At 66.5% G+C, this 23,198-nt stretch carries 16 protein-coding genes; 6 read left to right on the top strand and 10 right to left on the bottom strand.

Features of this window, described 5'->3' with window-relative positions; genetic code table 11:
* Nucleotides 1-26 precede the first annotated feature (26 nt).
* On the top strand, nucleotides 27-1,121 hold the full coding sequence (locus AC5STI_RS20115; protein WP_495448035.1) for a hypothetical protein: 1,095 nt from the start codon (nucleotides 27-29) through the stop codon (nucleotides 1,119-1,121).
* Between the two features lie 36 nt (nucleotides 1,122-1,157).
* Nucleotides 1,158-2,948: a glycosyltransferase family protein gene (locus AC5STI_RS20110; protein WP_495448034.1), complete on the top strand. Its 1,791-nt coding sequence runs from the start codon at nucleotides 1,158-1,160 to the stop codon at nucleotides 2,946-2,948.
* Between the two features lie 3 nt (nucleotides 2,949-2,951).
* Here AC5STI_RS20110 and AC5STI_RS20105 read toward each other — a convergent pair whose 3' ends face one another.
* Nucleotides 2,952-3,605, bottom strand: a complete 654-nt coding sequence (locus tag AC5STI_RS20105; RefSeq protein ID WP_495448033.1) for an ABC transporter ATP-binding protein — start codon at nucleotides 3,603-3,605, stop codon at nucleotides 2,952-2,954.
* Nucleotides 3,606-3,615: 10 nt separating this feature from the next.
* Complete coding sequence (locus AC5STI_RS20100; protein WP_495448032.1) at nucleotides 3,616-5,034, bottom strand: KpsE/RkpR family capsule polysaccharide export protein; 1,419 nt, start codon at nucleotides 5,032-5,034, stop codon at nucleotides 3,616-3,618.
* Nucleotides 5,035-5,125: 91 nt separating this feature from the next.
* Here AC5STI_RS20100 and AC5STI_RS20095 point away from each other — a divergent pair, with 91 nt between their 5' ends.
* Entirely contained in the window at nucleotides 5,126-5,983 is an 858-nt protein-coding gene (locus AC5STI_RS20095) for an ABC transporter permease (protein ID WP_495448031.1), read from the top strand.
* Nucleotides 5,984-6,008: 25 nt separating this feature from the next.
* On the opposite strand, the gene AC5STI_RS20090 is transcribed toward AC5STI_RS20095, so the two are convergent.
* Nucleotides 6,009-7,091, bottom strand: coding sequence for a glycosyltransferase (locus AC5STI_RS20090; RefSeq protein ID WP_495448030.1), 1,083 nt, complete (start codon nucleotides 7,089-7,091; stop codon nucleotides 6,009-6,011).
* 412 nt (nucleotides 7,092-7,503) lie between these two features.
* Here AC5STI_RS20090 and AC5STI_RS20085 point away from each other — a divergent pair, with 412 nt between their 5' ends.
* Nucleotides 7,504-8,814 carry a UDP-glucose dehydrogenase family protein gene (locus AC5STI_RS20085; RefSeq protein WP_495448029.1) on the top strand — a complete coding sequence of 437 codons (1,311 nt, stop codon included), beginning with the start codon at nucleotides 7,504-7,506 and terminating at the stop codon, nucleotides 8,812-8,814.
* A 257-nt stretch (nucleotides 8,815-9,071) separates the two neighbouring features.
* Here the strand turns inward: AC5STI_RS20085 and AC5STI_RS20080 are convergent, their stop codons facing one another.
* Nucleotides 9,072-10,244 carry a ParB/RepB/Spo0J family partition protein gene (locus AC5STI_RS20080; RefSeq protein WP_495448028.1) on the bottom strand — a complete coding sequence of 391 codons (1,173 nt, stop codon included), beginning with the start codon at nucleotides 10,242-10,244 and terminating at the stop codon, nucleotides 9,072-9,074.
* A gap of 80 nt (nucleotides 10,245-10,324) precedes the next feature.
* Complete coding sequence (locus AC5STI_RS20075; RefSeq protein ID WP_495448027.1) at nucleotides 10,325-11,740, bottom strand: AAA family ATPase; 1,416 nt, start codon at nucleotides 11,738-11,740, stop codon at nucleotides 10,325-10,327.
* A gap of 486 nt (nucleotides 11,741-12,226) precedes the next feature.
* On the opposite strand from AC5STI_RS20075, the gene AC5STI_RS20070 reads away from it, so the two are divergent.
* Complete coding sequence (locus tag AC5STI_RS20070) at nucleotides 12,227-13,234, top strand: replication initiator protein A (RefSeq protein ID WP_495448026.1); 1,008 nt, start codon at nucleotides 12,227-12,229, stop codon at nucleotides 13,232-13,234.
* Between the two features lie 750 nt (nucleotides 13,235-13,984).
* Here the strand turns inward: AC5STI_RS20070 and AC5STI_RS20065 are convergent.
* The 5 genes from AC5STI_RS20065 to AC5STI_RS20045 form a co-directional block, all read right to left on the bottom strand.
* Nucleotides 13,985-15,400: an HlyD family type I secretion periplasmic adaptor subunit gene (locus tag AC5STI_RS20065; protein WP_495448025.1), complete on the bottom strand. Its 1,416-nt coding sequence runs from the start codon at nucleotides 15,398-15,400 to the stop codon at nucleotides 13,985-13,987.
* Nucleotides 15,397-17,121 carry a type I secretion system permease/ATPase gene (locus AC5STI_RS20060; protein ID WP_495448024.1) on the bottom strand — a complete coding sequence of 575 codons (1,725 nt, stop codon included), beginning with the start codon at nucleotides 17,119-17,121 and terminating at the stop codon, nucleotides 15,397-15,399. Before AC5STI_RS20060 ends, AC5STI_RS20065 begins: the two co-directional genes overlap by 4 nt.
* Before the next feature lie 208 nt (nucleotides 17,122-17,329).
* On the bottom strand, nucleotides 17,330-19,759 hold the full coding sequence (locus AC5STI_RS20055) for a calcium-binding protein (protein WP_475046184.1): 2,430 nt from the start codon (nucleotides 19,757-19,759) through the stop codon (nucleotides 17,330-17,332).
* A 200-nt stretch (nucleotides 19,760-19,959) separates the two neighbouring features.
* Complete coding sequence (locus AC5STI_RS20050; protein ID WP_495448023.1) at nucleotides 19,960-20,676, bottom strand: hypothetical protein; 717 nt, start codon at nucleotides 20,674-20,676, stop codon at nucleotides 19,960-19,962.
* Entirely contained in the window at nucleotides 20,673-21,647 is a 975-nt protein-coding gene (locus AC5STI_RS20045) for a helix-turn-helix transcriptional regulator (protein ID WP_475046187.1), read from the bottom strand. Before AC5STI_RS20045 ends, AC5STI_RS20050 begins: the two co-directional genes overlap by 4 nt.
* Before the next feature lie 776 nt (nucleotides 21,648-22,423).
* On the opposite strand from AC5STI_RS20045, the gene AC5STI_RS20040 reads away from it, so the two are divergent.
* Nucleotides 22,424-23,080: a response regulator transcription factor gene (locus AC5STI_RS20040; RefSeq protein ID WP_490400334.1), complete on the top strand. Its 657-nt coding sequence runs from the start codon at nucleotides 22,424-22,426 to the stop codon at nucleotides 23,078-23,080.
* Nucleotides 23,081-23,198 lie beyond the last annotated feature (118 nt).

Below are 23,198 nucleotides of genomic sequence, written 5' to 3'. Positions count from 1 at the left end.
CTCCTGCGCAAGAAGCCCGCACCCGCATGAAAGTCATCGTCTATTTCGGTCACCACAAGGTCGGCTCCACCGCGCTGCAGGCCTATCTGGCCCGCAACGCGCTGGCGCTGCTTGAGCATGGCATTCTCTACCCGGCAACGGAAAGCGAAGGCATGTCGCATCTCCTGGCGCAGGCTCTGGGCCGGCAGGACAAGCCGGCGCTTGGCTGCATGAATGTGCGCGAGCCCCATAACGCGCTCGCCTTCCGCATGCTGGCCAGCAGGACCGGCCGCAAGACCCCGCCCTGGCATGGTGCCCTGCCCGGCCTGCCGGCCATGCTGAACACCCTGCGCCACCAGGTCGAGGTGCTGCAGCCGCACACTGTCATCCTGTGCTCCGAGGTTTTTGCCAACTTCGGCGCTGGACATGAGGACCTGATTGCCAAGCTGCATGGCCTGTTCCCGGCCGCCGAATGGGAGTTGTACTGCGCCCTGCGCCGGCCCGATGAATACATGGCCTCCTGGTTCGGCCAGCGGCTGCGGTTCGGCCACCAGCTGGAGCCCCTGTCCAGCCCCGGCAGCGGCCAGACCGGCTCCATCCATTTCAACTACCGCCGCATGGTCGAGCCCTGGGCCCGCGAATTTGCAGGCTTCCCGCTGCATCTGCGCAACTACAGCGACATTCTCGCCGCCGGCGGCTCGGTGCAGGATTTCACCGCTCAGGCGGGCTGCGCCTTCCCTAAAGGCCTGCCGGTCAAGGGACCGTCCAACAAGGGGCTGCCGCGGGCCGCTTATGAGATCATCCGCCGCGCCAACCACGACCTGCCGCCGGAGCAGGCACAAGCGCTGCGCGAATTCTTCCTGACCGCGCCCGGCGGCCTCAGCCCGGTGCGCAGCAGCGATGTGGAGCTGTTCGGCGCGGAGCGCCGCCAGCTGCTGGCGGATGCCTTTGCGCCCATCCACGACTATCTCAGCACCCTGACCGGCCGCGCCGCCTTCTTCCCCGGCATTGAGGAGATGCGCAGCCCCCGTCCGGTGCCGGAGCCGGAGGCCACGGCGCAGCTTCTCGCAAAACTCGATCCCGCCACCCTGCCCGCGCCGGAGCTGAGCAGCTTCATCAGCAGCCTCCAGCGCAGTTCCTGAACGTCCCGTCCCAGTTTTTCCGGAAAGGTTTCCGCCATGCCCACCCTGCAGAACTTCATCGCCCCCGATCCGGAAATCTGCACCGAACACGCGCTCTTCTACCAGGCCAAGGGCGCGATCGGCTTGTCCCAAAGCACCGGGCGCTATGTTCTGGCCCCCGGCGCCCGCATCAGCTTTGGCACCTATTTCAACCTGTTCAGCCTCGGCAAATGGAACCGCAGCTGCCACCTGGACAGCCTGTTTGCGGAAGTGTCCGGCACCGGCAAAGCGGAGATCCGGATCGTGCATGCCCGGCCCAGCCTCTCCTGGGAGGTGGTCTATTGCGAGATCGCCGATCTGCAGGACGGCCAGCCGCATGTGATCAGCCTGCAGGACTTTGCCGGCAAAGACATCGAAGGCGCCCTTTATGCCGAGGTGCAGGCGCTGGGGGGCGAGGTCACCCTCACCGGCGGGCGGTTTTTCACCGAAGACGAACCGGAGCAGCTGCCGCGGCTGGCCGTCTCCATCACCACCTTCAAGCGCGAAAAAGAGGTGCAAAGCACCGTTGCCCGGCTTGAACGGTTCCTTGGGCAGTTCGCCTATGGCAGCCAGATCCGCGTTCAGGTGGTCGACAACGGCCAAAGCGCAGAGATCGCCGCCACCGAAAATGTCATCCCCTATCCCAACCGCAACCTGGGCGGCGCCGGCGGCTTTGCCCGCGGCCTCCTGGAGGCGGAGAAGGACGGCTACACCCATTGCCTGTTCATGGATGACGATGCCTCCTTCCACATGGAGAACATTGCCCGCTGCTACACGTTCCTGGCCCTGTCCCGGGACCCGAAGACCGCGCTCGCCGGGGCGATGATCAACAACACCCACAAATGGTGCATGTGGGAAAACGGCGCCTTTTTCGACGGCTCCTGCCACCCGCTCTACAACGGCACCGACCTGCGCAATCCCGGCGAGGTCGCCCATATGGAGTTCAGCTCCGCCCGCAGCACCCCGGCCACGCTTTACGGCGGCTGGTGGTTCTTTGCCTTCCCGGTTGCCAGCGTCAGCCGCCACCCCTTCCCCTTCTTCGTGCGCGGCGATGACATCAGCTTCTCGCTGGCCAATGATTTCCGCATCTGCACCCTGAACGGCGTGGTCTCCTTTCAGGATGATTTCACCGAAAAGGAAAGCCCGCAGACACTGTATCTGGATCTGCGCAACCACATCATTCACCACCTGGTGTTCGACCAGCTGGAGCGCAGCCCCCTCGGCACCGCCCGGATCGCCATCCGCTTCATGATGCGCTCCATGCTGCGCTTCAAATACGAAAGCGCCGAGGCGCAGCTGCTGGCCTGGCAGGACGTGATGAAGGGGCCCGCCTTCTTTGATGAGAACATCGACATGTCGCAGCGCCGCGCCGACATCAAGGCGCTGATGCAGGACGAGGTCTGGCGGGATGCGGCAGAGGCCCCCGCCCCCGGGCGGGCCCGCTTCAGCCGGCTGCCGCGCCGCTTGCGCCATTATCTCGGCCTGGCCACCCTGAACGGCCACCTGATCCCGTTCTGGAAATCGATCGGCGACCGGATGGTGCTGGATATCAGCGGCCGCGGCATTGTCTTCCCCGCCTTCGGCGGCGCCCGGCTCACCTATTTCAACACCCGCGGCGACAAGGCCTATACGGTGACCCACTCCAAACGGCGCTTCTTCAGCCTGGCTTGGCGGATGACGAAAACCCTGCTGGCCTTCCGCAGCAGCTATGGCAGCCTGAAGGCCGCCTACCGCAAGGGCTATGCCGATATGGCCAGCAAGGCCTATTGGGAGAAAACCCTCGATGCCGGAAAGGACCGCGCCGCCTGAGCGCTATTCCAGCATCGCCTCGTGCACGCAGATGGCCTCATCAAGGTCATCGAAATAGCGGATCCTGCCGTGCTCCAGCACCAGGCCCGCATTGCAGAACTGGCGCACCTGGTTCATCGAGTGGTTGACCATGATGGCGCTGGAGTGCTTCATCCGGTCGGCAAAGACCGCGCGGCTCTTGCGCTTGAAGGAGCGGTCGCCCACCGCGGTCACCTCGTCGACCAGATAGGTGTCGAAACGGATCCCCATCGAGGCGCCGAAGGTGAGCCGCGAGCGCATGCCCGAAGAATAGCTGCGCATCGGCATGTGGTAGAATTTGCCCAGCTCGGCAAAGTCTTCGACGAAATTCACCAGGTCATCGGTGTCCACCCCGTAGATCCGGGCGATGAAGCGGACATTCTCCGCCCCGGTCAGTTCGCGGTGGAAGGAGCCGCCCAGCCCCACCGGCCAGGAAATGGTGCCATCGCTGACCACCCGGCCGTGGTCGGGGCGCATGGTGCCCGCAATGATCTGCAGCAGCGTCGACTTGCCGGCGCCGTTGCGCCCCAGCAGCGCCAGCGACTTGCCCGCGGGCAGCGTCAGGTTCAGGTTGTCGATCACAACCTTGCGCTCGCCCTTGAGCCGGAAGCTCTTGGTCAGGTTTTCGAACCGGATCATGGCCCGCCCCTCAGCTGCGGTCGCGGATCGAATAATAGATCAGCACCAGGATCGACCAGGTGAGCAGCAGGAACAGCCCGGCCAGCGCGCTGAGCACGAAGCGGCGCGGGTATTCCGCCTCCTCGGCCAGGGCCGGCTTGATATAGGTGGCCAGATAGCGGCTCTGGCGGGCGGCATCGTCGCGCGCCACCTCCAGCGCCGCCAGCGCCGCGCGGTAGGTTTCCTCGGCAAACTCCCGGTCCACCGTCAGCCGCTCGAATTCCGAGATCAGCGTCGGGTAATCCTCGCCGACGCCGCCGGTGTCGGTGTTGCTGGAGGCAAAGGTCTGGCGCTCGATGTTGATGCGCTCGCGGATCACATCGATCTGCTGCTGCGCCTGCTTCAGCCGCACGTCGCCCGGCGCCACCGTGCCGGCCAGCAGGTCGTATTCAATGAGCGCCTCGGCCAGCTGCTGCTGCAGGTTGTTCATCACCCCCATGCGGCCCTGGATATCGGCCTCAGGATCGACGATGCGGGTGCGGGTGCGGAACCGGGTCAGCTCCTCGCGCGCCGCCTTCAGCCGCTCTACCGCCTCCGCCAGGTCCGCCTCGGCATAGCGCATCGCATCGGCGCGGGCCTGATCGTTGAGCGCGTTGATGCGGATCTGGCTTTCCTCGATGATGGCCTGGGCAATGGCCCGGGCGGTCTGCGGATCAAAGGCGGTGACCTGCACCTCGGTCAGCCCCGAGCCGCTGTCATAGGAGATGCGGGCGATGCGCTGCCAGAACCAGACCAGCTCCTCCAGGGTGGCATCCGGCCACAGAGCAAACACCCAGTCGCCGGGCCAGTGCTGGCTGTAATGGGCGCGCAGATCCACCCGCTTGCTGACCGCCGCGGCCATCTCCTTGCTCTGGATGAACTCATAGAGAATGTCGCTGTCCGAGGCGGTGGCGTTGCCGGCGAAACTGGCCAGCCCGCCCAAGAGGTCATTGGCGCCGGAGCTTTCCTGGCTGCGCACGGTGAAGCCGGTGGTGGAGGCATACTGGTCCTCGGCCACCGCAAACAGATAGAACACCGCCGCCGCCAGCGGCAGCAGCACCAGCACCGCGAAACTGGCGATCAGCCCGCGGTGGCGCCCCTTGATACGGGCCGGCCGGGCCACCGGGTAGGCCGGGGTTTCGGCCAGCTGCGCCTCTAGCGCCGCATGGGCCGCCTGGGCCTTTTGCACCTTGCGGCGCAGTTTCCTGAGCCTCTTGCCGCCGCCTTTGCCGCCCTGACGGGCCGGCGTGCCGGGCAGCTGTTCCACATTGGCGGGCTCCTGGCCGGGCGCCGCGGGCTCGGTCCGGCCGCTGCCGTCCGCCTCTTCCGGAACGGGGGAGCCAGAGCTTTTGCGGCCGGTGCGGAATTGGGCGTCGGCCTTCCGGCGCGCCGCCGGGCGTTCCTGTGTCATAATCTGCTTATCCCGGCCTGCAGCCGTTTGTAATTGCCTCGTCTTTCTTTCATATTATCGCCTGCACAGCGCATATTCACAATGGGTATTCATGACCAGCACCCCGCCCGCAGCGGCCCCTGCCCTGCCCTCCGCCCAGCCGCCTGCCCAGATGCCTGCCCTCCGGCCTGCCTCTGGCCGCGCGCGCCGCTTTGCCAGCCTGCGCACGGTGGCGGCGCTGGTGCTGCGCGAGATGTCGACCCGCTACGGCCGCACCCCGGGCGGCTATCTCTGGGCCATTCTTGAGCCGCTTGCGGCCATTCTGTTCCTCAGCCTCGGCTTCTCGCTGGTGATCCGCAGCCCGTCGCTGGGCACCAGCTTCCTCTTGTTTTACGCCACCGGCTATCTGGCGTTCGACCTCTACCAAACCATCTCGAACACCACCGCCCGGGCGCTGAACTTCTCCAAGCCGCTGCTGCAGTTCCCCGCGGTGACCTGGGTGGACGCAATTCTGGCGCGGTTTGTCCTCAACGGCCTGACCGGCAGCCTGGTTGCGATCCTGCTGCTGGCCGGCACGCTGATGGTGATCGACAGCCGCGCGGTGCTGGACCTGCCGCCAGCGGTGCTGGCGATGATGCTGGCGATGGTGCTGGGCCTTGGGGTGGGCACGATCAACTGCGTGCTGATGGGGCTCTATCCGCTGTGGGAGGTGGCCTGGTCGGTGATCACCCGGCCGCTGTTCCTCGCCTCAGGGGTCTTCTTCCTTTATGAAGACCTGCCGCCGATGGCGCAAAACATCCTGTGGTATAACCCGCTGATGCATATCTCCGGGCTGATGCGCACCGGCTTCTACCCCACCTATACCGCCGCACATGTGAATGTGACCTACGTGCTGCTCACCAGCCTGACCCTGCTGGCGCTGGGGCTGCTGCTGATGGGGCGCTACCACCGGGTGATCCTGAACCGCTGAGCGCGGCGCGGGCCTCCCGCCCGGCTCAGCCTTCGCCCGCCAGCTTCAGCACCTTAGCATGGCTCACCGCAGTGCGGCGAAGCAGCCCGTCGCGGATGGCATGCGCCATCAGCCTGGCAAAGCCGCGTCGGTCGCCGCGGTGGTGGCCCAGCTTCATCAGCCACTTCGGCACGATCACCAGGAGCACCGGCCAGAACAGCCAGCCCGCCGCCATCCGGTACAGAAGCAGCAGGTTGCGGTGGTAGTAATAGGCCTTCCACAGCGGCACGAAGCGGCCGCGCTGCGCCGCATCCGGCTTGCCCCCTGACATGCCCCCAGGCTTGCCCTGCGCCTCTGCCTTGCCCTGGAAGGTGGAGAGGTCATGCTCGAACCGCACGGAAGGCTCAAAGCCGATCCGCCCGCCCGATTTGGTCAGCCCCAGCGTATAGAGCCCGTCATCGCCATAGATGAACAGCTCCGGATTCGGATAGCCGATGCGCCGCACCGCCGCTGCCGAGATGAAGAAGCCCACAAAAGACGTGACATCGATCTGCATCCCCGGCCCCTCGTAATCCGAGGGCTGCACGTGAAAGCCGGAGCGGCCGCCGCCAAAGAGGGTGCGCAGGAACTCGCGCCCATGCCAGAACGGGTTGCGCGAGGGGCGGTTCATCTCGCAGATGCGGCCGTCGGGGAAATAGACCGCCGCCGCCACCGCGTCCCAGCCGCCCACCGGCTGCCGATGCATCGCTAGCGCATGAAACGCTGCCAGCCCGCCGGGCGCGGGCCGCCCGTCGTCATCCATCACCGCCAGCCAGCCGGGGGCGTGATGCTCCATCGCCCGGCGCATGCCCATCTCGAACCCGCCGGCGCCGCCGCGGTTGGTTTCGCTGGTGCAGACGTCCAGCCGCGGATCATCCTGCGCCGCCAGCCAGGCGCCGGTGCCGTCCGAGGAGGCGTTGTCGGCCACCACCACCGCTGCCAGCTCCGCCTCCGGGCTCTCCAGGAGCCGCGCCAGCGTTACCTTCAGCTTGTCCAGCCGGTTGTGGGTCACCACCACCGCCACCAGCCGCCCTGCCCCTGCCGGTGCCGCTGCCGGTGTTCCGGTGCCGATTGCCTGTGCCGTGTTCACCGCCGGGTGCTCCTTGCCTGTCCTGTGAATCCTGTGCCGCATCTGCGGCCCCGAAAGCTCATAAATCCCCGGCACTGTCAAACCCTTTACGCCCGCCTCAGAAGGACAGAGTGGATTTCCCGGCCAGCCCTGGCAGCATCCGCCTCCGGGCTGCAGGCTGCAAATCCGCCAACCGGAAAAAGGTCAGCCTTTATGACCAAATGTTTCGCGCGCGAAACATTTGGTCCGGACCGGACCTTTTTTACCACCCCACCAACCAGCCCGCAGCCAGCCCCCTGGCCTGCCTTCCGTTTCCTGCCCCATAGACCGCAAAAAAGCCGGTTTCCGCCCTATCCGGCGCGGTATATTCCGCTAATCTCATCACAAGGGCTGCGGCACAGCAGCTGTAAAGGGATTGAGAAAAGGGTATTCCATGCGCATTGCGATGATTGGCACCGGGTATGTCGGACTGGTGTCCGGCGTCTGTTTTTCGGATTTCGGCCATGACGTGATCTGCGTCGACAAGGACGCGGGGAAGATCGCCCGGCTGAACCAGGGCGAGGTGCCGATCTACGAGCCGGGCCTTGATCAGCTGATGGAAAAGAACGTGAAGGCGGGCCGCCTCAGCTTTACCAATGATCTGGCGGCGGCGGTGGACGGGGCCGAAGCGGTGTTCATTGCGGTGGGCACCCCGACCCGGCGCGGCGACGGCCATGCGGATCTGACCTATGTGATGGCCGCCGCCGAGGAGATTGCCGCGGCGCTGACGGATTACGCGGTGGTGGTGACCAAATCCACCGTGCCCGTGGGCACCAACCGCCAAGTGCAGCAGGTGATCGCCAAGGCCAATCCGCAGGCAGACTTCGACGTCGCCTCCAACCCCGAGTTCCTGCGCGAAGGCGCGGCGATCGAGGATTTCATGAAGCCCGACCGGGTGGTGGTCGGCGTCCAGAATGAGCGCGCCGCAGAGGTGATGGCGGAGATCTACAGACCCCTTTACCTGCGCGACTTCCCGATCCTGACCACCGACCTGGAATCGGCGGAGCTGATCAAATACGCGGCGAACGCGTTCCTGGCCGCCAAGATCACCTTCATCAATGAAATCGCGGGCCTCTGCGAGCGGGTGGGGGCGGACGTCAAGGAAGTCTCCCGCGGCATCGGGTTCGACGGCCGCATCGGAAACAAGTTCCTGCACGCAGGCCCGGGCTATGGCGGGTCGTGTTTCCCCAAGGACACCGCGGCGCTGGCGCGGATCGGCCAGGACCATGCCTTTCCCTTGCGGATCACCGAGACGGTGATGCGGGTCAATGACGAGGTGAAAAACCGCATGGTCGAAAAGCTGCGCGATGCCTGCGAAGGCTCGTTCAACGGCAAGACCGTGGCGGTGCTGGGCGTCACCTTCAAGCCCAACACCGATGACATGCGCGAGGCGCCGAGCCTGACCATCGTGCCCGCCCTGATCGGCGGCGGCGCCAGGGTGCGGGTGGTGGACCCGCAAGGCAAGGCCGAGGGCGAGGCGCTGCTGCCCGGGGCCGCCTGGATGGACGACCCCTATGAGGCGGCGCAGAACGCCGACCTGGTGGTGCTTCTGACCGAGTGGAACGAGTTCCGCGCCCTGGATCTCAAGAAACTGGCCCGCCTGATGGCGGTGCCGCGGATGGCGGACCTGCGCAACATCTACTCTCCCAAAACCGCCAAACAGGCCGGGTTTGAGACCTATACGGCAGTGGGGCGGGGCGCTTGAGCGGCTCGGGAAACGGCGCCTGGAAAATAGGTCCGGTCCGGACCAAATGTTTCGCGCGCGAAACATTTGGTCAGCCTTACTGACCTAATTAGAGTCTTCCGCGCAAGCCAGTATCAGACACTAAAAAGGGCTTTTCCGGGGAAAAGCCCTTTGCCTCCGGCCCGGAGTGAGAAAGCTTCCTGGAAACCGTCCGGGGGACGGTTTCGCTTTCGAACGGGCGGAGCCCTCGGGGAAAGATGAAAGGCGGCAGGCTCTGATCAGAGCTTTTTCAGCCAGGCCTCCAGCGTCTTGGCGAGGCTCGCGCCAACAGCCTCGCCGCTGATTTCGATCTTCTTTTCGCTGGGCGTGTAGGTCAGCCGCACGCCGCGGGGCGCGTTCAGAACGATCCGCTCTCCGGGCTGGTGCGCCGCGTCCCAGTCATCGGCGCCGCGCACCCGCGGGCCCTTGACCAGCGGCGGCACCGGGGGCGGGGACTGTTCCGCATCCCGGCCTGCATTCCGCTCCTTAGCCTGTGCCGCCAGTTGTTCCAGGGAGGGCGGGGCAGGGGGCATATCAGGCTCTGACTTGGGCGTTTGGGGCGCATCCCCCTCGACCAGCCGGGTCAGCACCGCCAATTCCGCCTCCGGTGTGCTGCGGTCCGCGGCCTGCAGTGCCTGTTTCGCACGCTCCGCAAAGCCCTCGTCTGCCTCAATGGCACGCACCAGCGCCAGGCCCAGTTTCTCGCTGATGGCAGTGGGGTAGAACAGCACCGCATCCAGCGCCTCGACCAGGGTGACGAAGCTGCCGATCTTGGAGCGCTTGGCGCGGGTGGCGTTGCCGAACAGCGCCTGCAGCGCGTATTTGCGGCGGGTGAAGACGCCTTCCTTATACGCGCGCACGGCAATGCGGGCGCGCTCGTAATGGGAGAGATTCACCCGGATCTCGTTTTCCTCGACCATCGCCACATAAGACGCCTCGGCGCTGCCGGGCTTGATCACCAGCGCCTTCAATGTGGCGAACTGCGGGTCTGATGTCTCTTCATAGAGCCGCTTGAGCGCGGTCAGGCGGCGCCAGCCGGAGATCAGCCCGTGGGTGCGGCCGCCAAAAGTATCCTCCAGCGGCACCACTTCCGCCGGGGTCTGCTGGCCGCGGGCGCGGATCGAGGCGATCAGCGATTGCAGCTCTTCTTCATCCTGTTCGATGCGGTCGCGCACCAGGTGGTTCTCGTCGATCTGCGCCAGCGGCAGCTCTTCGATCATCAGCCCCTTGGCGCGGGCGTTTTCCAGAACGCCGGACAATTCCTGCAGCGCCGCCTGGGCAGAGGCGTCGGAGGCCACCTGGGCAATCGGCGCAGCACCGACGCTGGAGGGGCCGCCAAGCGCCGGTTTGGCCGCGGGCGCCGCCGTCAGGTAACCGGCCTGTGCCGGGGAAAGCCGTTTGCGTTTTGCCATGTCCTGTCCTTCGTGCCTCAGTTGCAGGATGCGTCGTCCTGGACGGGGCCGCATCCTGCCCCAAATTTCTTGCCGGGGCCTTATTCGGCCGCACGCTGCTCCTGCAACGCCTCGCGCCGCCAGACCCCGATCAGGAGCTTCTTGAAGGCGGCATAGGTCTCGTCGAAGGTCTCGCGCCCGCGGGCATAGGTCTCGCGGTTGAAGTCGCGGTAGTCGGCCTCGTAGATGCCGCTCACCTGCTCCCCGGCCTGGCCGATCAGCGCGGTGTAATCCTGTTTGTGGGGGGAGAGCACCCGGCCCATGTAGGCCTGCATCAGCGCCGCCAGCTCGCCCTGCTGGGCGCCGTCATAGCGGGTGATCACGGTGCGCACCGCGTCCCATTCAAACGCCAGCCCTGGGCGGCCCAGGGCGCGGGCGGCGAGGTTCTCGCCCTCCTCGATCGAGGCGAAGGTGGAATGCAGCATGTCAAAGAAGCGGCCCGTCGAGTCGAACTCCAGGAACGACGCCCCCATCGGCACCAGCAGGATGTCGGCAGCTGACAGCCCGTTGATGGTCAGGTAGCCAAGCGCCGGCGGGGTGTCGATGAAGATCACGTCGTAGGCGTCCAGCACCCCGTCGGCCTCCAGCCGCTCGGTCAGCGCATCCCACAGCTTCCAGGACCGCGCCGCCATCCGCCAGACCGGGATCTGGAATTCCGCCCAGTAGAGGTTCAGCTGGGCGCCGATCAGGTCGATGCTGGGCCAGTGGGTGTTCTGAATGACATCCTGGGCGGTCATCTCCATCGCTGCATCCAGCGCCTCGTCCAGCGGCTGCGGGGCGTCGCCGCGGTCGAGCCGGCGCTGGTTCTCCAGCCGCAGATGCTCGCCGTAGTGGCGCGCCAGCAGCGGGAAGGCGGTCTGCCATTCATCCTCGACGCGGCCGCCGAAGATCGAGGTCATCGAGCCCTGGCTGTCCAGATCAATCACCAGCACCTTGTAGCCGTCGAGCGCCGCCGACATCGCCAGATGCGCCGCGGTCGAGGTCTTGCCGACGCCGCCCTTGAAGTTGGCAACCGCGACCATCTTGGCGGGCAGGCCTTCGGGGCGGTAGGGCTGGTAGTCCTTGGCCTTGGAGCCTTGCGCCGCGAAGAAGGCGCGCAGACGCAAGACCTCATCGAGGGTGAACCACTTGGCGCCGCCCTCGGTCTCACTGCGGCCCTGGGGCAGATCGGGGTTGGCTTTCAGCACCCGGCGGAAATGGGCCTGGGCGACCGGGATCAGGTAGCGGGTGATCTCCCAGGTGGAGAACAGGCGCAGCTCCTTCCTGCCCTCCTCGTTCATGCCGCGGCTGGCCAGGTCGGCCCGGCCTTGCGCGCAGGCCGCGGCAATCTCGGCAAAGCCCGCGGTGCTGGTGGGGGCATCAAGCTCTGCCAAAGCGGCGTCGGGGTCGATGCTGAAATAGGGGGGAAGGCTGCTGCCTGCCCTAGGAGATTCTTTCCTGTGGATATCTCGCGCCATGAGGTCTGCCCGCTGTCCTTGGGCCGTTGCGGCCCTGCCCGTGTGTGAGGCTGCTGTTCTGCTGCTCCGCAGCCTGATGTGCTGCCTTTTCGACAGAATACGCAAAAACGCAGCACATGGAAGCAAAATGCGCATCCCTCCTGGTTTTTCTAAGCAAATCCGGCAGTTGCGGCAGGGGAAAGCGGGGGTGCTGCAGAGCGTTCAAAAAAATCTGCTCTGTTATAAATGAGTTATTTATTAGTTACAGGGGGAAGGGCGCCTGCGCAAAGCCCTTTTTTTATTGGTGATGGGGGCTGATTTTCCGCAGGCAGTGACTCTGAAACCCCGATCAAATGACTCCAAACCCCCGACGAAACGATTCCGAACCCCCGTTGCCGGGGCATGTGGATAACCCTAGGGTGGGCGTAATCAAAACCACGATAAAACGAGTCGCCGAACAGGGGCAGCAGATCCCGGCGGGCGGCAGAGCAGACGGCGGACAGGCATATGGCAGCAGAGCTGACAACGGGGGGACTCCCTCCGGAAGGGCAGGGGGATTTCTTCCTCTGCGATATCTTCGGGGCGATCCCCAAGAACGACCTGGCGTCGATGGAGCACCCGCTGTTCAGCTTGGGCACAAGGCCGGACCGGCGCATCCTGAACTACCAGCACAACGGCGCCGAGATCACTGTGACGCCCTCGGTCAAGGGGCTGGCGACGATCCACGACAAGGACATCCTGATCTTCTGCATCAGCCAGCTGATGGCGGCGCTGAATGCCGGGCGGCAGGTGAGCCGGGTGCTGCACCTGAAGGCGCATGACCTGCTGGTCGCCTGCAACCGCGAGACCTCGGGCGATGCCTACCGGCGCCTGCGCGAGGCGTTCGAGCGGCTGGCGGGCACCCGCATCACCACCAATATCGTGACCGGGGGCCAGGAGGTGACCACCGGCTTCGGCCTCATTGAGAAATGGGAGATCGTCCGCAAGGCCCGCGGCGGCAAGATGGTCAGCGTGGCGGTGACGCTGTCGGACTGGCTCTACCGGGCGGTCTTGTCGAAATCGGTGCTGACGCTCAGCCGCGATTACTTCCGGCTCCGGAAACCGCTGGAGCGGCGGATCTATGAGCTGGCGCGCAAGCACTGCGGGCGGCAGAACAGCTGGCAGGTCTCGGTGGAAACCCTCTTGAAGAAATCCGGCTCCGCCTCGCCGCGCCGGGTGTTCCGCAAGATGATCCGCGACATGATTGAGGCGCAGCCCTTGCCGGATTACGAGCTGGAGGAGCTGGAGGGCGATGTGATCCGCTTCAGCCAGAAGACCGCCGTCACCGAGGTGGTGCTGAATGCGCCCAGCCTGAAGCCCGCAACGCTGGAGGAGGCCCGCGCCCTGATCCCCGGCGCCGACGCCTATGCGCTGGAGGCGGAGTGGCGCGCCATGTGGGTGCGTTCCGGCAGCCCCAGATTGCGAATACCGGATGCGGCCTTCCTCGGCTGGGTCAGGAAACGCGCCGCGGAGTAGGCGCCCCCTTTCATCTTTCCCCAAATATTCACAGGCCGCAGGCCTCCGCCTTTGCGGGCAAAGGCGGATCTCAAACCTCTCCAAAAAAGGTCAGCATGATTGACCAAATGTTTCGCGCGCGAAACATTTGGTCCGGACCGGACCTATTTTCCGGCGGCCGCGGCTGGTGCGGGATTTGAGAAAGCGCGGGCCGGGCCTTGCGCCTCGGGACGAAGCGCGGGGGAAGTCCGGAGGGCGGGGTCAGCCGAAATAGGGGCGGGGCGAGTAACCGGCCAGCTGCGGCCCTGCGGCGAGGCGCTCGCGCTGTTCCCGCGCCCACTGGCAGGCGGTGCACCCCAGCAACCGGGCAGATCAGGCCCAGAAGAAAGCCCGCAGCCACGGCGGTCAGGCTTGCGGTAACGCCGGTGAGGGTGCTGATCAGGATCATGGGTGTCTCTCCTGCGGTCTGTGTGTTTGCGTTCTGTGCGTCTGTTGAAACCTTTCTAGCATGGCGGCCCCGGCGGCGCTGCTGCACCAAAGGATAGGGCGGGGTGCTGAGGGCTACCGGTTGCCTGCCGAGGGTCAGGCGGCCCCGCCTTTTCCAGTCCCTTGGCCTGCGGCAGGGCTGGCAAGGAAGGCAGGCATGGGGGCAGCGGCGGGAGGGCGGCCCCTAAAAAAATAACAGGCCCGCCTCAGCCCAGGCGGCTGAAGCGGGCCCGGACAGGCTGCGGCCCTCCCCCCGGAACCGCGGCCCTCCTGACTGGGGCGGCGTCAGCCGCTGCCTTCCTTCAAAGCCTGCGACATGCTGGAGAGCACCGGGCTGATCAGGTAATCGGCCAGCGTTTGGCGGCCGGTTTCGATCATCGCCTGGGCCGGCATGCCGGGCAGGGCCTTCACATTGGGCAGGGCGGCCAGATCGGCCTCCTGGATGCGGATATGCACCGGGTAATAGGGCTGGCCGGTCATCTGGTCGATGCTGCTGCCGGCCGCCACCATCACCACTTCGCCCTTGACCGGCGGGGTGGAGCGGAAGCTGTAGGCGGTCAATTGCACCCGCGCCTGGCTGCCCTCGGCCACCTCGTCGATATCCTCCACCGCCACCTGGGTTTCCACCAGCAGGCCTGCATCCTCGGGCATCAGCTCCAGGATGGTCTGGCCGGGATCCACCACCTGGCCCAGGGTGTTGATGCTGAGCCCAACCACCCGGCCGTCGCGCGGCGCGCGGATGGTCTGGCGTTCGGCCACGTCCCAAGTGGCATCCAGGCGCTGGTGCAGATCAAGCAGCTGCTCCTGCACGTCCTGGCTTTCGGTGGCAATCCGTGCCGCCCGGTCGCGGCCGGCCTGCAGCCGCCGCTCTTCCATCTCGCCGATCTGCTCCAGCACGCTGCCGCGGTCGCTTTCCAGCGCGCCGATGGTGCCCAGCAGGCTGCTTTGCTGCATCTGCCGCTGGCTGATGCGGGTTTTCGGCACCAGCCCCTTTTCGAACAGCTGGGTCAGCCCGGCCAGATCCTCCTGCACCAGCGCCAGCTGTTCCTCGGTGGCCCGGATGCGGGCATCGCGGCCCTCAAGCTGATCGCCGAGCTGGCTGATGCGGACCTGGATGATTTCCATCTGCCCCTGATAGAGCGCCCGGTTGGAGTGCAGCAGGTCGCGCTGCACCGCCACCAGCTGCGCCAGTTCCGGCATCCGGGCGATGAGCTGCTGCAGCTCCGGCCCCGGCTGCAGGCTGTCTGTCCCCTTCAGTTCCGCGTTCAGCCGGGCCTGCTGCGCCAGCAGGCTGGCCCGCTGGCCGTTCAGGATTGCCAGCTGCGCCTGGATGCGGCGGCCATCGAGCCGGGCGATCACCTGGCCCTTGGAGACCCGGCTGCCCTCGGAGATGTTCAGCTCGCGCAGGATGCCGCCTTCGAAATGCTGCACCGCCAGCCGGTCGCCGGCCACGTTGAAGGCGCCCGGCGCCACCACTGCGCTGGTCAGCTCTGCCTGGGTCGACCAGAACACCAGCCCGCCGAACAGGCCGAAGCCGCAGACCGCCATCCACAGCACCAGCTGGCGCACCCGGGTCGGCGGCCGCTTGGGCAGCGGCACATCCGGGCTGTCCCCGGCAGGCATCAGGTCGCGGAAGCCGCCCTTGGCCGGAGCACGGCCTATCTCTGCGGGGCTGCGGCTGTCATGTTCCACTAGGCTCATGCGCTTTCTCCTTCATTCCGAGGCGCGTCCGCGGTCTGTCCGGCGCCGCCCCCTTCCGCGTTGCGGTGGCGGAAGGGGGCGATTTTGGGATCGTCCTGATGCGCCCGGGCGGCGGCCATCGGCTGGGCGGCCGCCTCGATCACCTGGCGCGCCTCGCCGAAGCGGGCGATGCGGCCCTGCTGCAGGAGCGCCGCATGGCTGACCCGGCGCAAGAGGCTGAGCCGGTGGGTCACCGCCACCACCGCGGCGCCGCGGGCGCAGGCTTCTTCGATGGCCGTGGCCAGCGCCTCTTCGCCCTCGGGGTCGAGATTGGCGTTGGGCTCATCCAGCACGATCAGCTTGCGGTCGCCGAAGAAGGCGCGCGCGAGACCGATGCGCTGGCGCTGGCCCGCCGACAGGAATTCGCCGCGCGGGCCCACCTCGGCGTTATAGCCGCCGGGCAGCGCCAGGATCATCTCATGCACCTGCGCCAGCTTGGCGGCCGCCACCACATCCGAGGGCTTGGCCTCCGGGTCCATCAGCGCGATGTTTTCCGCCACCGTGCCCTGGAACAGCTCGACCCGCTGCGGCAGGAAGCCGATATGCTGGCCGATCTGCGCCGGGTCCCAGTCGGTGAGCGCGGCATCGTCGATGCGGATATGGCCGCGCACCAGCGGCTGCAGGCCGGCCAGCGCATGGGCCAGGGTGGTCTTGCCGGCACCGGAGGGGCCGATCAGCCCCAGCGACTGACCCGGCTTCAGCTCCAACGTGATGTCCAGCAGCAGCGGATCCGGCCGCCCCGGCAGCACCACGGTGGCATTTTCCACCGACAGCCGGCCTTCGGGCGCGGGCAGCTCCAGCCGCTCCGGCGCGGCGCCGAGATGGGCCAGGAATTCATTCAGCCGCCCGTGCGCGCTGCGCGCCTTCAAAAAGCCGCGCCAGCCGGCGATCGACTGCTCCACCGGCGCCGCGGCGCGGCCCAGGAGGATCGAGGAGGCAATCATCAGCCCCGGCGTCAGCTGGCTGTTGATCACCAGCACCACGCCCACGCCCAGCACCGCGATCTGCAGCCCCATGCGCACGGCCTTGGCCAGCGAGGTCATCAGCGCCACCCGGTCGGTGGCCAGGGTGTTGAAGACCAGCGCCGAAAACGCCTTGAGCTGCCAGCGCTTGATCAGCGGTGCGGTCTTGCCCATGGCATGGATGAGGCCTGCATTCTGCATCATCTCCGCCACCGCGGCATTGGTCTCGGCGGCCTGCTTGCCGGCCGCCTCCAGGGGTTTGCGGGCCATCATCTCGCTGAGCAGCCCGAGGGTGAACAGCAGCGTGATGCCAATCAGCGCCACCAGGCCCAGCACCGGGCTGAACATGAAGATCAGCGCCAGGAAAATCAGCGACCAGGGCGCGTCCAGCAGCGCCAGGAACACCGGGCTGGTGACAAAGCCGCGCAGCTCCTGGATGTCGCGGATGGGTTCGGCGCGGGCCAGGGCGGGCGGCAGGCGGCCGCTGATCATGCCGTCCAGCACCACCGGGCTGAGCCGCGCCTCGAGCCGCGATCCGAGCCGCGCCACCAGGCGCTGGCGGATCATGTCGAACAGAAAAAAGAACACCAGTGCAATAGCTGCACCGGTGGTCAAAGCAATCAAAGTGGGAATGCTGCCCGAGGCCATGACCCGGGCAAACAGTTGCAGCATGTAGAGCGGCGCTGTCAGGACAAGGAGGTTCACAAAGATGCTTGCCATGAAGATGGCGGCAAGCACGCCCCGCTGACCATCAAATACCCGTCTTACCTTCATTGTCGTAGCCCCCCGGCTGCACGAAGTGAAGTTATGAAATCTGGAGAACAGCGCCCTGGTCCAAGGATGCAATCCTTGGCCGGGGACCAAATCGCTGTCCTGAACCAGGGCTGGACGGGCCCGGGGACAACCCCGGGCCCGCCGTTCCTATGGCTCAGACGGCAGTGGGACCCCAAATGTTGTCGTAGCTGTCGTCAAAGCCAGTGTCAGAGGTCAGCACCCGGATCGCTTCATACGAGCCGGCATCGCCGGTGGTCACGGCGTTGATGCCGACGCCGCCGATCGGGATGGCGTCCTGGCCCAGCGAGGTGAACGGTGCTTCGCGGCCGGTCAGGCCGAGGATGTTCACCGTGGCGCCGCCGGCGCTGATCAGGGTGTCGGTGCCATTGTCGGCAACGGTGGCGCCGCCGCCGTCCAGCGCCGCAAAGGCATCCTGCGCCGAGGTGCCCGCGCCTGCGCCAACCGTGGTGACACGGAACAGCAGCACGTCGTGGTCCTGGTCGATGTCGAAGTCATGGATGGTGTCGTTGCCGTCGTTGGACGAGAACATGGCGCCATCCCATTCGAGATCGATGATGAAGACATCCTTGCCGTCGCCGCCATACAGGCGGTCGCGGCCGAGGCCCCCTTTCAGGAAGTCGTTGTAGTCGCCGGCGCCGCCGAACAGGGTGTCGTTGCCGTTGCCGCCGTCCAGGAAGTCGCCGCCGGTGCCGCCGTCCAGGCGGTCGTTGCCGGCTTCGCCATAGAGGCAGTCGCGGTCGGCGCCGCCGTACAGGGTGTCGTCGTCGTTGCCGCCCTGCAGCACGTCCTTGCCGTTGCCGCCCTTGAGCTTGTCGTCGCCGTCGTTGCCGTCGAGGAAGTCATTGCCATCGTTGCCTTTGACAGTGTCCTTGCCGTCGCCGCCATGGGCCACGTCATTGCCGTCTCCGCCTTTGATCTTGTCGTTGCCTTCCTCGCCGTAGAGGAAGTCATCGCCTTCATCGCCGTAGATCTTGTCGTTGCCGGTGCCGCCCCAGGCTTTGTCGGAATCTTCGCCGCCTTTGATGGTGTCATTGCCGGCGTCGCCATAGAGACGGTCATGGCCTTCATTGCCGAGCACCCAGTCGTCGCCATCGTTGCCGTGCAGCAGATCGCCGCCCTTGCGGCCATAGAGCCGGTCATTGCCGTCGCCGCCATAGCCCTCGTCATTGCCGCGGCCGCCGATGATGACGTCATTGCCGCCTTCACCGAACATGGTGTCGTTGCCGGAGCCGCCGCGGATGCGGTCATTGCCGTCCGGGCCTTCGTCGATCGGCGTGTAGTGCTCCGGGGCGGCGACCTCTTTCAGCCCGTCTCCCGTCTGGGCATGGGTCTCCACCGTGTCCTGGGACTTGTCGTCGCAGCTCCAGTCGATCTCGTAGCCGTTGACGTCGGCGCCAAGGTTGTTGCCGCTGTCGCCGAAGATCAGGTCGCCCTGGGCGCCGCCTTCCAGCACGTCGTTGTTGGAGCCGCCGCGCATGGTGTCGTGGCCGGCGCCGCCGTTGACGTCATCGCGGCCTGCGCCGCCATCCATCAGGTCGTCGCCGCGGCCGCCCTGCATCAGGTCGTCGTCATCTTCACCGAACATGGTGTCGTTGCCGCCCTGGCCGTCCATGGTGTCGTTGCCGTCACCGCCCAGCATGCAGTCGTCGCCGTCGACCTGCTCGTCCTTGTTGCCGGTGCCGTTGTCGGCGCCGAAATCAAGGTCGTCATTCTGCGACTGGCGCTCGTCGCCGAACATCTCGTCATCGCCGGAGCCGCCGATCACCAGGTCGTCGCCGATGCCGCCTGCCATGCGGTCATTGCCGCCCTGGCCGTTCATGCGGTCGTCGCCGTCGCGGCCGTACATGGTGTCGTCGCCGTCCTTGGCGGTTTCGCCGGACTGGCCCATGTCGCCCCACATCCAGTCGTTGCCGCCTTCCCCGTCGATGCAGTCGTCGCCAAGCTCGCCATAGAGGAAATCGGCGCGGTCGCCGTCGGCATAGCTGTAGTTGCCGTCGGCATCATCGCCGAAGATGTGGTCATCGCCCTTGCCGCCGAAGACGCTGTCGCTTTCCTCGCCGCCCAGCAGGGTGTCGTTGCCGGTTTCGCCGTCGATGTAATCCCAGCCTTCCTCGCCGTCGATCCAGTCGTCGCCGTCATCGATGTATTTCCGGCCGTAGATCGGCACCTGGTATTCTTCCCAGGTCTCCTGGTTGACCTTGGTCTCATAGCCGGTGATCACGGTTTCATAGTGGCCCTTGCCGTCGGCATTGCCGCCGAACAGGTAGTCGTTGCCGGTGCCGCCTTCGATCAGGTCGTCGCCATCCTGGCCTTCGACGTAATCCTGGCCGGCTTCGCCGTCGATGCGGTTGTTGCGCTCGTTGCCGTAGACCGCGTCATCGCCGGCCCCGGCCTTGGCGTTGTCGCCGGCGTCGTGGTCGTTCAGGTCGATCACATTGCCGTCGGTGCCGCCGCGCTCGGTGGTGCCGTCGTTGTAATTCGGATCGAACTTGTTGTCGCTGAAGATGATTTCGCAATCCGGATTACAGACTTCCCAATCCGGGGTTCTGTCTTTGATACCCATGGTAAACGTCCTCCTCGTTAACTGTAACTGTGCGGGGCAGGGCAGCCTGTGCTGCCCGGGTCCTTGCCCCTGCCGCCGCTGTCTGCCGCGGGTGCGGCTGCAGCTGCGGCGCTATGCAAAAGGCGCGTGATGCCTTCCGGTGGTATTGCAGCGCAGATGCGGGCGCTGCGATGCCCCCAAATGGGGACAAAATCAGCGCTTTAGCCGGTGTTGCCCAGCCAGCCGGCCAGGGCCTGCGCGGCGTTGTCCGCCATTGCCAGCAGCGGCGCGTGCCACCAGGCGCCCGCCGCCAGCGCGGCGGCTGCCGCCAGCGCGGCCGCCAGGACCCGCGGCCAGCGGCGGCGCGGCTTTGGCGCGGCCTGCGCCAGCGCCTCGGCCACCGCGGCCTTTAGCACCGGCTCAAGCTCGATCCTGAGCGCGCCTTCCATCCGGTTCACCGCGGTCTCCAGCTGGTCGATGCGGGCGCTCAGCGCGGCGCGGTCGGCCGCCGCCTTCTGCTCCGCCTGCGCGCCCAGCCCCTCGTTCAGGGTGGTGAACATCTCCGCGATGCGCTTGTGCAGCGCCACCAGGTCGGCCTGCGCCGCCAGCGGCGGCGCGTCCGGCCCGCCCTGGCGCAGGGCCGTGGCGATCTGCGCCAGCACCGCGGCGCTCAGCCGCGGCGGCTGCGCCGGTTTGTCCTGCCGGGCCGCCGGGGCCGGCTGATCCGCAGCGGCTTGCGCCTGTGCAGGCTGAGACTGTGCAGGCTGAGACTGTGCGGTTTGAGACTGTGCGGCTTGAGACTGTGGGGATTGCGCCTGTACGGCTTGCGCCTGGGCGGGCTGGCCCGGCTGCGCCGCCGCATCCTGTGCCGGGCGGGCGGGGCTGCCGGCCGGGGCGGGCGGGCCCTGCACCGGCGCATCGAGCGTCAGCTTGTTCATGACGCTCTCCCCAGCGAAGCCTGCCAGGTCAGCCGCTGCGCCATCTCGGCGCGGCCCGCCGACTGCAGCTTGGCCAGCACCCGCTTGGCATAGGTGTTGAAAGTCTGCTCCTTGAGGCCCGCGATATGCGCCGCCTCGCGGTTGCTGAGCCCCAGCTGGATGAGCGCCGCCACCCGCGCCTCAGCAGGCGACAGCCCCATCTTCTGGGCCAGCATCTCAATGCGGGTGCGGTCGGGCTGGCGCGGCAGGATCGCCACCACCAGCGGCTGATCGGCGCCGGCGCAGCGGTAGCGGGTCAGCGACACCGGCAGCCGCATGCCGCTTTGGCGGTCCTCCAGGAACAGGATCAGCTCGCGCGGGCCGCGGGCGCTGCCGCGGCGCGAGCGGGCGCATTCGGCCACCGCCGCGTAAAACCCCGCGGTCTCGCCCGGGCGGGCGCAGCTGAGGCGGCCGCCCTGGTCGCTGAGCAGATCGCCGCCATCCAGCATGTCGCGCCCCGATTCATTGCAATGCAGCAGGCGGCCCTCGCCGTCGAGCACCAGCACCGCAGAGTCGGTCTTCTTGGAAATGGTCCACAACAGCGCGCTGGTCACCGCCGCCTGGGTCTCGCCCGCCAGCTCGCGTAAGCTGTCCTCGCGCAGCACCGGCCAGATCGCCTGCAGGATGTCGCCGCAATGGGCATCATGCGGGCCGCCGTCCAGCTTCAGCGCGATCAGATCCTCGCTGCCGTCCTCGAAACCGCAGGAAAACAGCGCCCAGCCGCGGCCGGCGGCCAGGTCCGCCGCCAGCTCTGCGGGCAGCCGCGCCGCCAGATCCCGCGCCGCCGCCCCCCCCGGGCGGCGCGGGCGGAAGCTGTTGGCGGTGCCGGGCTGCAGCTGGCGCCGCAGCGCCGCTGCGGCGGTGTCCGGGCAGGCCTCGCCCTGCGCTCCGGCACTGGTCAGCACCGGGGCGCGGCGGTGCCCTGGCTGCACCAGGGCCAGTTTTGTCAGAGAAGAGATTTGCCTTTGAAGAGACCGCGAAAATACCAACCTGCCCGCTTGTGCAGCGGACGCACTCAACACAACCATGTTGCCCCCCGGCATGACATAATGAATGTCTTGAAGGTAGCACAGTGCCCGGCACGGCAAACCGGGCAGAGGGCGTACGCCAAAGGCCGGGACAGCGCGGCCGGGCGGCGCAAAATACCACCATGGGGGTAGCCGCAGGGGGCAGGGCGGGCGAATCAAGAAAACTCTGGGTTGATTAATGTGCAAAGTAAAATGTCTTAAAATTGTAGAATGCTGCCGGGAAACAAATCGTTTCCCTTTTGGAGACAATACCAAGGGCGTAAAGCGCCCTGAGCAGATCCTGTGGAAAAACAGCCCGGTAAGGCGGAAACCCGGGCGCAGGGCAGGGCCGCCTGGCCAAAAAGCACTGCTCCGGGAGGGGAAGCTCCTTAACAAAAACGGCTGGATTCGCTACGGTTTATCCACAGCAATGCGCATCAGAAGTGTTTGAACGCCCGGTTGCGCTGCCAGGCCCAGGAAGTTTTTTCCGGGCATGTTCTGTATTTATCACGATCCGGAAACGGCAGCGCAGAAGCGCCGCCGGGGCCAAGATGGCAGCAGGCGGGTGAATTGTGTTTCAGGGAGCGGCCGCGCATTGCAGCACCGGCAGCCTGCGGGGGCAGGCGGCCTAAAAAAGGGCGCTCCTGGAGGGACGGGCCGGAGGCAGGATCCGGTTCTGGTTACGAGTAAAGGAGTTTTCGATGCCTGTGCACATTGTGGGGGAAAGCAGGCTTCTCAGGGACATGTTTCTGAACATCTGTGAAGCACATGATTACGAGACCGGCGGCTGCTGCAGCAGCCTGGCGGAACTGCCGCCGCTGCCGGCCAGGGACCTGGTGCTGTTTTACAGCCACTGCACCGGCGCGGCGCTGGAGGAGGAGCTGCGCAGCTTCCGGGCCCGCAAGGGCGGCGCGCATCTGATCCTGGTCACCGGCGACGATTGCCCGCCCGACGCCCAGGCCCGTCTCAGCACCTATGCCGAGGCGGTGATCCCGGAGCGCAAATCGGCGGATGCGCTGATTGCGGCGCTGCAGGTGGTGCAGAACGGCTACCGGATCGTGCTGCCGGAGGCCGCCGCCGCCGCGGCCGCAGAGGCGCCGCGGCCTGCGGTTGTGCCCTGCCCGCCGGACGGCCGGGCCAGGCACGGGCTGTCGGACCGCGAGCAGCTGATCCTGGCTAAGCTGACCGAAGGCGCCACCAACAAGAGCATCGCCAATGAGCTGGGCATCTGCGAAGCCACGGTGAAAGTGCATCTGCGCACCTGCTTCCGCAAGATCGGCGCCAAGAACCGCACTCAGGCGGCCCTTTGGGCCTCCGAGCAGCTGCCGCCGCAGACCGCGGAGCAGCGCCCGCACTGACAGGGGCCGGCAGGCGGCGCGGCCGCAGGCCCGCAACAGGCGCGCCTGGCCTTGAGGGCCGGGACGCCGCTTGCCGGATGCAGGCGGAACCGGGGTCCGCCGCATCCGGCGGGTGCGT

This window comes from Leisingera sp. CC-HEC096 (assembly GCF_059429235.1).
The sequence above is the reverse complement of the archived record's forward strand: the minus strand, read 5'-3'. Positions and strand labels throughout refer to the sequence as shown.

Bases quoted from the DNA above. Each gene is read 5' to 3' on its own strand.
- AC5STI_RS20060 (WP_495448024.1), bottom strand. From the start codon at position 17,121: ATGGCAAGCATCTTTGTGAACCTCCTTGTCCTGACAGCGCCGCTCTAC.
- AC5STI_RS20115 (WP_495448035.1), top strand. From the start codon at position 27: ATGAAAGTCATCGTCTATTTCGGTCACCACAAGGTCGGCTCCACCGCG.
- AC5STI_RS20095 (WP_495448031.1), top strand. From the start codon at position 5,126: ATGACCAGCACCCCGCCCGCAGCGGCCCCTGCCCTGCCCTCCGCCCAG.
- AC5STI_RS20105 (WP_495448033.1), bottom strand. From the start codon at position 3,605: ATGATCCGGTTCGAAAACCTGACCAAGAGCTTCCGGCTCAAGGGCGAG.
- AC5STI_RS20100 (WP_495448032.1), bottom strand. From the start codon at position 5,034: ATGACACAGGAACGCCCGGCGGCGCGCCGGAAGGCCGACGCCCAATTC.
- AC5STI_RS20070 (WP_495448026.1), top strand. From the start codon at position 12,227: ATGGCAGCAGAGCTGACAACGGGGGGACTCCCTCCGGAAGGGCAGGGG.
- AC5STI_RS20110 (WP_495448034.1), top strand. From the start codon at position 1,158: ATGCCCACCCTGCAGAACTTCATCGCCCCCGATCCGGAAATCTGCACC.
- AC5STI_RS20050 (WP_495448023.1), bottom strand. From the start codon at position 20,676: ATGAACAAGCTGACGCTCGATGCGCCGGTGCAGGGCCCGCCCGCCCCG.
- AC5STI_RS20065 (WP_495448025.1), bottom strand. From the start codon at position 15,400: ATGAGCCTAGTGGAACATGACAGCCGCAGCCCCGCAGAGATAGGCCGT.
- AC5STI_RS20040 (WP_490400334.1), top strand. From the start codon at position 22,424: ATGCCTGTGCACATTGTGGGGGAAAGCAGGCTTCTCAGGGACATGTTT.
- AC5STI_RS20085 (WP_495448029.1), top strand. From the start codon at position 7,504: ATGCGCATTGCGATGATTGGCACCGGGTATGTCGGACTGGTGTCCGGC.
- AC5STI_RS20080 (WP_495448028.1), bottom strand. From the start codon at position 10,244: ATGGCAAAACGCAAACGGCTTTCCCCGGCACAGGCCGGTTACCTGACG.
- AC5STI_RS20055 (WP_475046184.1), bottom strand. From the start codon at position 19,759: ATGGGTATCAAAGACAGAACCCCGGATTGGGAAGTCTGTAATCCGGAT.
- AC5STI_RS20075 (WP_495448027.1), bottom strand. From the start codon at position 11,740: ATGGCGCGAGATATCCACAGGAAAGAATCTCCTAGGGCAGGCAGCAGC.